Here is a 9986-nt window from a genome sequence, read left to right as displayed (position 1 = left end):
AAGGGGACTGATGCCCCGCGAAGGCATAGCACTGGTGCTGAGCGCACCGTCTGGCGCAGGCAAGACCACACTGGTCAAACGCCTGCTGGCGGAATTTCCGCATATTGGCTACTCGGTTTCGTGCACGACGCGGCAACCGCGCCAGGGCGAAGTGGACGGCAAAGATTACATTTTTCTGAGCCACGAAGAATTCGAGCAACGGCGCGTGCAGGGCTATTTTGCAGAATGGGCCGAGGTTCACGGCAATTTTTATGGTACGCCGCTGGCCCCGGTGAAGGAAAAACTGCATCAGGGCCAGGACGTGCTTTTTGACATTGACGTACAGGGCGCGGCGCAGCTCAAGCTTTCCCTTTCTGAAGCCACGTTCGCCTTTATCCTGCCCCCCAGCCTGCACGAGCTTGAAAACCGCTTGCGCGGGCGCGGGCTGGATGACGAGCCAACCATTGCGCGCCGCCTTGTCAATGCGCGTTCAGAGATTCTTCAGGCCCGCTGGTATGATTCTGTCATTGTGAACGACAATCTGGATATGGCCTACGATGCCCTGCGGGCGGTGTATGTGGCTGCGGGGCTTGCACCTGCGCGCAATCCGCACCTGCTGGATGAGATTCTCAACCGCTGATGCGCGCTGACCGGCACTGCCATGGACTGCCATGGACTGCCATGGACTGCTCCGCAGACCGCCAGCAAGAATGATCCGCCCCCGCCGCAGCACGACATGCGTGTTGGGGCAAAAGACCTGAAACCGCATATTTTGTTCGTGCAGCCGGGCTCCTGGCCGCGAGCAGCACAGGGAGCAACATGCCCACGCAGCAGCACAGGCCGCAACTGGCGGTAGCTCTGGATTTGCCCGAAAAACAGCTTGCCCTCGCGCTGGCGCGCAAACTGCGCGGCACGGTGCCCTGGTGCAAGGTGGGCATGGAGCTGTTCACCCATGCAGGCCCCGGCCTGCTGGAAGAACTGTCCGCAATGGGCTTCAGCGTTTTTCTTGACCTGAAGTTCTACGACATTCCCAACACTGTGGCGCAGGCTGTCAAAGCTGCGGCTGCGGCTGGGGTAAACATGCTGACCCTGCACTGCCAGGGCGGCGAGCGCATGTGCCGCGCTGCGGCAGAGGCGGCAGCCGGGGTTTCCGGGCAGCGCCCCCTGCTCTTTGGCGTGACCGTGCTTACAAGTTTTGCGCCCGGCGAAATGCCCGGCATAGAGGCCTCGCCCGCTGATTTTGCTCTGGCTCTGGCCCGGCAGGCCGGGCCGTGGGGGCTTGACGGCGTGGTCTGCTCCGGGCATGAGGCTGCAGCCATCAAGGCCAGTTGCCCTGGCCTGCGCTGCCTTTGCCCGGGGATACGCCCTGCGGGTTCCGCCGCTGGCGACCAGCGCCGCGTTATGACGCCCGCTCTGGCCATTGCGGCAGGAGCTGACTATCTGGTTGTGGGCAGGCCCATCACGGCTGCGCCGGACCCGCTGGCAATGGCCCGGCAGATTACGGAGGAAATGACCTCCGCGCACCCATAAAGAAGTATTGAGGATGAGCATGGCCGGTCAAACGCCCAAAAGCGCGCAAGGCGATTCCCACAGCAACGGCAAAACCGATGTTCGTGGGGTCTTCTCCACTCAGGAAGTCCGCAGGGTGGGTACTGGCACGACCACGCGCAAGACCGTGCAAAAAACCTTCTGGTTTATAGAGCAGCACGGCAAGGAAATTGACTGCCAGCCGCTCAATACCAACTATGTGCCAAGCGGCCCCAAGCGCAAGATCACCCTGGACGAGCTTATTGCCAAATTCTCCCCCGAGCCGGAATTTTATCTCAATTCCGTTTTCCCCAAAATGCAGGAGATCCAGCGCAGTATTGATAACGGCGACGAACACCGCGAAAATGGCGAGAACTTTGCCGCCGAATTTGAATACACGCGCGCCCTCAAGGTGGATGAAGAAAACGTGCGGGCCAACTTTGGCATTGGGCTGACCTATCTTGAGCGGGGTGACAACGCCAAGGCGCAGGACATTTTTCAACGCCTGGTAAAACTCGAAGCCGCGTTTGAGCCAGAGCACAAGCACCTGTTCAATGAATTCGGCATCAATCTTCGCAAAAGCAAGATGCTGCAGGAATCGTTTGAATACTACCAGCGCGCTCTTGAACTTTCGCCCACTGACGAAAACCTGTACATGAATATGGCCCGCGTGCTGCTTGAGCTCAAGGACATCGGCCAGTGCGTTGATTATCTGCTGAAAGCGCTTGAACTGGCCCCCCGGCACGAAACCTCGCTCAAATTTCTGGCATGGCTCATTCAGAAACAGCTCGTACCCGCCGACCGCATAGAAGGTGTACGCGCCGCACTTCAGGCCGCACAAAACGGGGCCGCGCAGAAACCCAAAACGGCGGGTTAACACATTGAAAAACTGGCTGATCCGCGAGCCTGTGCAAAACATCTGCCCCACGCCGCCCCGGCAATGGGCAGATGCTCTCTCCATCTCGCCCCTACTTCTTGAGATTCTCTGGCGGCGTGGCCTTTCCGAAAGAGATGCCATGGACGCTTTTTTGTCCGCCCGGCTTGATTCACTCACGCCCCCTGACCGCTGGCCCCAATTGCCCGAGGCATCCAGCCTGCTGGCTTCTGAACTGCTGGCCGGAAAAAAGCTGGCAGTCTGGGGCGATTATGACGTGGACGGCGTGACCGCCGCCACCTTGGTGCTGGATGTGCTTGAAAGCCACGGCATCCACGCAGACTGGCACATTCCTGACAGGCGCAGCGAGGGCTACGGCCTCAACGTGCCGCATATCGAGGCGCTGGCCGCCCAGGGCTGCGGCGTGCTGCTCACGGTGGACTGCGGCATTTCAGACGTGCAGGCAGTGCAGCGCGCTCGGGAGCTTGGCATGACTGTGGTGGTTTCCGACCATCACCTGCCGCCCGAAGAGCTGCCCCCTGCCCACGCCATCTGCAACCCCCGCATCTGCGCCGCAGAAGACCTGCCCTACCCGCACCTTGCTGGCGTGGGCGTGGCCTTTTACCTTATGGGGGGCGTCAACGCCGCCCTTGCCCCGCATACGGGCAAAAAGCACAACATGGGCGACTGCCTTGATCTGGTGGCGCTGGGCACCTTGGCGGACGTCATGCCCCTCACCGGAGAAAACCGCGTACTCGTGCGCGGCGGGCTCACCCGCATTGCACGGGCGGAACGTCCCGGCATGGCGGCATTGAAAGTTGCCAGCGGCATGAACGCCGCTGCGGCATTGAGCGCCGGGCAGGCGGTTTTTCGCCTAGCACCGCGCATCAACGCCGCTGGGCGCATGGGCAAGGGCGAACTGGCCCTGCGCCTGCTGCGCGAAAAAGATCACGTTGCCGCCGCAGGCATGGCGCAGGAGCTGGACGAACTCAATCTGGCCCGCCGTCAGGAAGAAGAACGCATCTACGCGGAAGCCAAGGCGCAGGCATCAGACATACTGTCGCGCGGCCCGCGCGCCAGCCTTGTGCTCTACGGCAAGGACTGGCACCCCGGCATCGTGGGCATTGTGGCCTCGCGCATTGTGGAAGATTACTACCGCCCTACCATCATTGTGTGCGATGATCAGGGCAGTCTCAAAGGCTCGGGCCGCTCCGTGCGCGAATTTGATCTGCACGGCGGTCTGACCCGCACGGCAGACTGCCTGCTGAACTTTGGCGGGCACCGTCAGGCGGCAGGGGTGCGCCTTGCGCCGGAAAGGCTGGAGGAATTCCGCGCCCGGTTCGACGCTGTGGCGGAAGAAGTGCTTGGCCCCAACCCGCTGCTTCCCAGCATCACGCTGGAATGCGAGCTGGGCTTCAAGCTGGCGGGTGATCACAACTTCCTCAAGGAACTTGAGCTGTTGCAACCCTTTGGACCCGGAAATCCCGAGCCTGTATTCCAATCGCCCCCACTGCTCGTCAAGGAGCGTTCCTTTCTTGGGCGCAGCAGGGAACATGTGCTTTTGCGCCTGACAGACAGCGCCAGCGGCATTACCCTTTCTGCAAAGGCATGGCGCATGGCTGACGAACTGCCCGCCTCCCTCATCAACAAGCATATTCTTGTGGCCTACACCCCGCGCATAGACACCTACAACGGCATCGCCTCGGTGGATATCGCCATCAAGGACTGGCGGCCAGCCTGATCGCCCAGCCTCATAGTAACGCATAAAAGGGCAGCCCGGCACCAATCAGCCGGGCTGCCCCTTTTCAGTCTGTGAGGCGCGCTATCCCCGCTTCATTTCTGCAATCAGGTCGCTCAAGGCCTTGGCCTGGCGCGTAAGGTCCGTTACGGCCTGAGCGGCTTCGTCCATGGCTCTGGCGGTCTGCATTGATATATCGTTGATCTTCACAATGGTCTGGTTGATTTCTTCGCTGGTGGCAGACTGCTGTTCGCTGGCAGTGGCAATGGCGCGTACCTGATCCGCCGCAAGCTCCACACTGTCGACAATGTGGGTGAGCGCTTCGCCAGACTGCCCGGCGAAATCGGAGGCAACCTCCACCTGCCGCAAGGCAACTTCCATAACTTCCACGCTCTTGGCCGTGCTGGTCTGGATGGCCTTGATGGCATTGCCCACATCGTGCGTCGAGGCCATGGTTTTTTCTGCCAGTTTGCGCACTTCGTCTGCCACCACGGCAAAACCGCGTCCGGCGTCGCCCGCGCGTGCGGCCTCTATGGCGGCGTTGAGAGCCAGAAGGTTGGTCTGGTCGGCAATATCAGAGATCACGTTCATAATGCGGTTAATGGCCTGAGCGTGGTCGTTCAGTTCCGCCATGTCGCTCTTGAGCCCGTGGGAAATCTCGCGCACCTGACCGATGCTTTGCAGGGACTGCTGCACAATAGTCGAACCATTTTCGGCGCTGCTGCGCGTCTCCTCGGATGTGGACGAAGCAGCCGAAGCATTGCGTGCCACTTCCTGTACCGTGGCGTTCATCTGGTTCATGGCTGTGGCCGCTTCTGTAAGGCGCTGTGCGGATTCTGAAGCGGCCTTCTCTGACTGCCCTATCCGTTCGGAAAGCCGCGCCGAAGCCGAAGCAAGAATATCCGCCACGCCTTCAAGCTGCCCCGCAGCAGCAAGCATGCCCTCTTTGCGCGCGTTTTCGGCCTGAATGGCGGCCTGCTCTGCGCGCTCCGTGGCCTGGCGGGCTTCTTCTGTGGCCTTGTGCGCAGCAGCGGTTTTTTCCTCGCTTTCGCCCAGCAGGCGCTTGATGTTGGCCATCATGCGCTCCATGCCAAATGAAAGTACGCTGAACTCGTCGCCTCTTTTTTCAGAGGTTCGCAGCAGCCGTTCCTCCGCCGCAGAACATTCGAGCCTGCCGCCCGCAATGGCCTCGGCAATGCCGGAAAGCCCCCCCAGCAGGTGCACGATACTGCGCACACTTAAAAAGATGACAATGCCTACCACAAGGGCGCAAGCCACTGCCGTCAGCACGTTATTGACCAGCATGTCGCTGATGGGTTCGTAAAGAAGGGTTTTGTCCAGCTCCAGGCACAATATCCAGCCTTCATCGGGCATATCTGTATAATACAGAATTTTTTCAAGCCCTTCGGCATTCACAAATTCAAGACGGCCTTTTTTGTTTTTGAGTACTTCCGCCACCCAGGCAGAGCCTGCTTCTTTCTGCCCGATACGCTTCAGGTCGGGGTGCTGTACAATCACGCCTTCCGTATTGATAACAAAGGCCAAGCCCACATCACCAAGATCAACCTTGTTTGTGGTGGCGTTGGCCAGCTTGTCGTTGTCTGTGCCCCCGTAAATAACGCCTACGATCTTGCCTTTGTCCTTAACGGGCATGCCTATGATGGTGGTCATTTTTTTGGTGGCCACGCTGACCAGCCCGACAGAGCTGACCACGCCCTTCATGCCGTTGATAAAATAGACGCGCTTTGAAAAATCTTCGCCAATGGTGCTGCTGAACTTCTGCGTGTCGCCCTTCTTGCTGTGCACAATAACCTTGCCGTCTGGCGCAATGAGTCCGCACGTGGCGATGTTGCTGTTGACGGCTGTAAAATTCTTGAGGGCTTCAAGGGCGCTGAGAAAAAGCTCATCGTTGTGGTCAATGGGAGCGCCATTGGAATACGCTTCAAGGAAGAGGCGAAGGCGACGATTTTCGGCAATCTGGGCAAGCGCTTCCTTCATGGATACAAAGACCGCGTTCAAGCCCACTTCCTGCCCTTTCAAAATGGCCGCAATATCCTGCCGGGTCTGCTTTCGCAATGCGTCTTCAGACATATGGTGGCTTATGCCAGCCACAAGGGCCAGGCCAAGCATGGACGGAATAAGGATGTACAGCGACATCTTCGTCAAAAGACCCAGCTTCATAGTGCCTCCCGGTACCTGACGCCCGTTCTGAAAAAAGGAGCAGTTTTCAGTTTTATCGTCATGTTTCGGATATGCAATAGGGCAAAACGCACGCATGCCTGTACAAGCCAAGACTAACGGATACCTCAACATGAACGATTCTGACCTTTATGGCAATGGGCAGAGTCTGTGCAGTGATTGCTTTCAAAAAAACAAGATGCCCCCGGTCAGGATAACTCGGGGGCATCGTCTTGCAATAAAGAAACGTTACCGTTTACGGCATGGTGTACACACGTTCGGTATTAAAGATATTGCCTTCCTTTTCAAGCCCCTGGGCAGCGGCCTTGCTATACCACGCAGCGGCTTCAGACGGATTTACAGGCACGCCCACGCCAAATTCATAGCATGCGCCCACGTAACGCTGCGCCTGCGCAAAGCCTTGCTCGGCAGAACGCTTGGCCCAGGCAAAAGACTGATCCGGATCCTTGGCAAAACCATACCGCCCCTGGCTGTAATAAAGCGCAAGGTTGAACTGGGCTTCCGCATTGCCGGCAGCGGCGGCGCGGCTCATAAGATCGGCCACGGCGGTGTCGTTCTTGGGCACCCCGGCCCCAAGTTCGTACAGGTAGCCCAACTGCACCTGCGCCTCGGCGTAATTCTGCTCAGCAGCTATGCGAAACCACTTGGCCGCGGTTTCCATATCCTGCGTCACCCCAAGGCCGTTTTCGTAGCAACGGCCCAGCAGCACCTGAGCGCGCGGATTGCCATCGCTGGCCAGAGGCTGCACCATCTGCACAACCTTGTTGTATTGACCGATATTGTACGCAGTCCAGGCCTCATCCAGCGTCTGTTCGGCGCTTTTGGCGGGAGCCGCCTGAACTGTAGCACCCATTCCAGAACCCAGGGCCAGCGCTGCGGCCAAAAGGATTGCAGAACCTATTTTTTTCATAAACGTCTCCTTTGATTCCGGCTTTGCCGCCGGAGTTGCACGGCCAGACAGTAGTACCAGCGCGGGCTGTTGGCAAGCCGCCCCTTGACGCCATAGCTGGCAGAAGGCACAAACACAGCAGGCGCAGGGCTTGCCCAACCTTTTTTGCGCTCTGAGGAGATTTTGCATGACTGTTCCCCCACACGGCCCGCGACACGACCAACCCGGTACTTCTGAACAGGCTGCCTTGCCCGAGGGCGATGCGGCCAAAACGGGCGCGCCGCGCGTGGTTGATGTGGAAATTCTGCACGACCATGAAGACCCACGCAATGCCAGCCAGCGCACAGCAGGGCAAGGCAATGCCAGGGCGCAGGGTGATGGGTGGAATAGCGCCCCAGGCTTCGGCCCCTTTGGGGATGGAGCGGGCGCAGGTTCTGGCCCGGCGGAGTCGGAGCGTCAGGAGTACCGCAGCAGATTTTTCTATCGGGGAACCTTCGGCCAGGCCGGAGGCCTCGGCGGCATGAATTTTGGGCGCGTGTGGATGGGCGGCAACGATCAGTCAGGTTGCCTTGCCGCCAGCGTGACCTTTGCCCTCTTTATGGTCTGCCTTGCCCAGTTTGGTTTTCTTGCGGGCATCGGCTTTGTCTTCTTCCATATAATAGGCGCGGTCATGGGCGTTATGCGCGATCTGCGGCAGTTCAGCACGGGCCGCCTGCCCAATCCGTGGACGTGGCGCATCGGCAACTGGGCTGTTTCCTTTCTGCTGACGGCATGGTTTGCCGGAGCCTTTGACTGAGCCCCGCCGAGGTTGTGCGCAATGCCTGACAGCACTTGGCTCGTCTACCTGCTGGAGTGCGCTGACGGCACGCTGTATTGCGGCATCACCACAAATATCGAGCGCCGTCTGGGTCAGCACAATGGGCAGGTTCCCGGCGGCGCGCGCTACACGCAGGGGCGGCGGCCCGTACGGCTCATTGCCAGCCGGACTTGCGCCTGCAAGGGGGACGCTCTACGGCTTGAACTGGCCGTCAAATCGCGCCCGCGCCCCCAAAAACTACAATTTCTGCTGGATGGAGAGAGTGTTACATGCTGACACCTGATGCAATGATGGCCTTTTTTGCCGCCGCCCTGCTGCTTGGCATTGCGCCCGGCCCGGACAATATCTTTGTGCTCACCCAGTCTGCTCTTTTTGGTGTTGGCGCTGGTATAATCACCACGTTAGGGCTTGTCACAGGCCTGTGCGTTCACACTACGGCAGTTGCCCTGGGCGTTGCCGCCATTTTTCAGACTTCGGCCCTGGCCTTTACCCTGCTCAAAGTAGCGGGCGCGGGCTATCTGCTCTGGCTTGCCTGGCTCTCGTTCCGCGCCGGGGCATCCACAACCGATGTGGCAGAAGAGGGCACCACCAGCCAAGGCCGCGCTGGCAGCAACTTCCCCGGCTACATGACGCTCTATCGCCGGGGAATAGTGATGAACGTCACCAACCCCAAGGTTTCACTCTTTTTTCTGGCATTCTTGCCGCAATTCTGCGACCCCGCTCGGGGCAGCGTAGCCTTGCAGGTACTGAGCCTCGGCGGCCTCTTCATGCTGGCTACCATAGTAGTTTTCTGGACTGTGGCCGCCCTTGGGGGCCGTCTGGCCGTATGGTTCAACCGCTCAAAGCGCGGGCAGATCATGATGCAGCGTGTGGCGGGCTGCGTGTTTGTGGGGCTGGCTTCCGCCCTGCTGCTCAGCGGGCGCTGAGCAGTCCACCACTCAAGGCACATGTATAAAGGATACAGAGTTACAATGCATTTCAGTTCCGGTTGTTCCCGTCGTTATGTTCTCGCAGGCCTTTGCGCCCTCCCCATTGCCTCAATGAGCGCTGCGTTTATTACCTGCACCTCCGCGGAGGCTTCTCCTCCTTCCGAAGCCGAGGGGAAATCCTTGCAAAAAAAGCTGGCCGAGCTTGAGGCGTCAAGCGGCGGCAGGCTTGGCGCGGCAGCCCGCGTCAGCAATGGGGGCAAAGTTTTGTCGTACCGTGGGAACGAACGCTTCCCCATGTGCAGCACTTTCAAAGTGCTGGCGGCGTCAGCTGTTCTGCGGGACAAACCAGATATTCTTGAACAAAGAATCCATTTTGCCAAAAGCGACATCCAGCCCTGGTCGCCCGTTACGGAAAAACATCTGGAAAACGGCATGACTGTGGCAGAATTGTGCGCAGCCATGCTCCAGCATAGCGACAATACGGCTGCCAACCTTGTGCTTGCCCAGCTGGGCGGCCCTGAGGGCTTGACCTCCATTGCCCGCAGCTTTGGCGACACGACGTTTCGCCTCGACCGCTGGGAGGTGGAGCTGAACTCAGCCATTCCCGGCGATGCGCGCGACACCACAACGCCCCTTGCCATGTGCCGCACCCTGAACGACCTGCTTTGCGGCAACCTGCTGAAAGCGCAAGCCAGGACACAGATGACGGACTGGATGCTGGGATGCGCAACCGGGGCCGGGCGCATCCCCGTTGGAGCGCCCCAGGGCTGGCGCTCGGCGCACAAAAGCGGCAGCGGAGAAAACGGCACTGCCAACGATGTGGGCGTACTGTTGCCGCCGAGCAACCCCGAGCAAGCAGCCAAGACCCGCAATGGCAAAAACAAACCGCTGGTTGTGGCCCTCTACCTCACGGGATCGCGCCTGACCGGACCGGAAAACGACAAAATCCTTGCCCAGGCAACTCGCCTGGTCTGCGCCGCAGAAGGGCTTGCGACGCCGCTTGACAATATGTATTGACATGATTGACCAGCAAA

At 59.4% G+C, this 9986-nt stretch carries 10 protein-coding genes; 8 read left to right on the top strand and 2 right to left on the bottom strand.

Annotated features, from left to right (window positions below; genetic code table 11):
- Positions 1-10 precede the first annotated feature (10 nt).
- The 4 genes from gmk (at position 11) to recJ (ending at position 4121) form a co-directional block, all read left to right on the top strand.
- Complete coding sequence (gene gmk / locus VEZ52_RS13055) at positions 11-619, top strand: guanylate kinase (protein WP_324837200.1); 609 nt, start codon at positions 11-13, stop codon at positions 617-619.
- A gap of 179 nt (positions 620-798) precedes the next feature.
- Complete coding sequence (pyrF, locus tag VEZ52_RS13050) at positions 799-1509, top strand: orotidine-5'-phosphate decarboxylase (protein ID WP_324837199.1); 711 nt, start codon at positions 799-801, stop codon at positions 1507-1509.
- A 19-nt stretch (positions 1510-1528) separates the two neighbouring features.
- Positions 1529-2383, top strand: a complete 855-nt coding sequence (locus VEZ52_RS13045; RefSeq protein WP_324837198.1) for a tetratricopeptide repeat protein — start codon at positions 1529-1531, stop codon at positions 2381-2383.
- A gap of 4 nt (positions 2384-2387) precedes the next feature.
- Positions 2388-4121 carry a single-stranded-DNA-specific exonuclease RecJ gene (gene recJ, locus VEZ52_RS13040; RefSeq protein ID WP_324837197.1) on the top strand — a complete coding sequence of 578 codons (1734 nt, stop codon included), beginning with the start codon at positions 2388-2390 and terminating at the stop codon, positions 4119-4121.
- An 81-nt stretch (positions 4122-4202) separates the two neighbouring features.
- On the opposite strand, the gene VEZ52_RS13035 is transcribed toward recJ, so the two are convergent.
- Positions 4203-6299, bottom strand: coding sequence for a methyl-accepting chemotaxis protein (locus VEZ52_RS13035; protein ID WP_324837195.1), 2097 nt, complete (start codon positions 6297-6299; stop codon positions 4203-4205).
- A gap of 253 nt (positions 6300-6552) precedes the next feature.
- Entirely contained in the window at positions 6553-7227 is a 675-nt protein-coding gene (locus tag VEZ52_RS13030; protein WP_324837194.1) for a tetratricopeptide repeat protein, read from the bottom strand.
- Positions 7228-7393: 166 nt separating this feature from the next.
- Between VEZ52_RS13030 and VEZ52_RS13025 the strand changes: the two genes are divergently transcribed.
- The 4 genes from VEZ52_RS13025 to bla all read left to right on the top strand — a co-directional run bounded on the left by VEZ52_RS13025 (position 7394) and on the right by bla (position 9969).
- Positions 7394-8002: a hypothetical protein gene (locus VEZ52_RS13025; protein ID WP_324837193.1), complete on the top strand. Its 609-nt coding sequence runs from the start codon at positions 7394-7396 to the stop codon at positions 8000-8002.
- A 21-nt stretch (positions 8003-8023) separates the two neighbouring features.
- On the top strand, positions 8024-8299 hold the full coding sequence (locus VEZ52_RS13020; RefSeq protein ID WP_324837192.1) for a GIY-YIG nuclease family protein: 276 nt from the start codon (positions 8024-8026) through the stop codon (positions 8297-8299).
- Positions 8293-8949 (top strand): LysE family translocator, encoded by a 657-nt coding sequence (locus VEZ52_RS13015; RefSeq protein ID WP_324837191.1) that lies wholly within the window; start codon positions 8293-8295, stop codon positions 8947-8949. The genes VEZ52_RS13020 and VEZ52_RS13015 overlap by 7 nt, the downstream gene beginning before the upstream one ends.
- A 114-nt stretch (positions 8950-9063) precedes the next feature.
- On the top strand, positions 9064-9969 hold the full coding sequence (gene bla / locus VEZ52_RS13010; protein WP_414649521.1) for a class A beta-lactamase: 906 nt from the start codon (positions 9064-9066) through the stop codon (positions 9967-9969).
- Positions 9970-9986: the final 17 nt, after the last annotated feature.

The organism is Desulfovibrio sp. (assembly GCF_035644575.1).
Taxonomy (GTDB): domain Bacteria; phylum Desulfobacterota; class Desulfovibrionia; order Desulfovibrionales; family Desulfovibrionaceae; genus Desulfovibrio.
The sequence above is the reverse complement of the archived record's forward strand: the minus strand, read 5'-3'. Positions and strand labels throughout refer to the sequence as shown.

Bases quoted from the DNA above. Each gene is read 5' to 3' on its own strand.
- gmk (WP_324837200.1), top strand. From the start codon at position 11: ATGCCCCGCGAAGGCATAGCACTGGTGCTGAGCGCACCGTCTGGCGCA.
- pyrF (WP_324837199.1), top strand. From the start codon at position 799: ATGCCCACGCAGCAGCACAGGCCGCAACTGGCGGTAGCTCTGGATTTG.
- VEZ52_RS13045 (WP_324837198.1), top strand. From the start codon at position 1,529: ATGGCCGGTCAAACGCCCAAAAGCGCGCAAGGCGATTCCCACAGCAAC.
- VEZ52_RS13035 (WP_324837195.1), bottom strand. From the start codon at position 6,299: ATGAAGCTGGGTCTTTTGACGAAGATGTCGCTGTACATCCTTATTCCG.
- VEZ52_RS13030 (WP_324837194.1), bottom strand. From the start codon at position 7,227: ATGAAAAAAATAGGTTCTGCAATCCTTTTGGCCGCAGCGCTGGCCCTG.
- VEZ52_RS13025 (WP_324837193.1), top strand. From the start codon at position 7,394: ATGACTGTTCCCCCACACGGCCCGCGACACGACCAACCCGGTACTTCT.
- VEZ52_RS13020 (WP_324837192.1), top strand. From the start codon at position 8,024: ATGCCTGACAGCACTTGGCTCGTCTACCTGCTGGAGTGCGCTGACGGC.
- VEZ52_RS13015 (WP_324837191.1), top strand. From the start codon at position 8,293: ATGCTGACACCTGATGCAATGATGGCCTTTTTTGCCGCCGCCCTGCTG.
- bla (WP_414649521.1), top strand. From the start codon at position 9,064: ATGAGCGCTGCGTTTATTACCTGCACCTCCGCGGAGGCTTCTCCTCCT.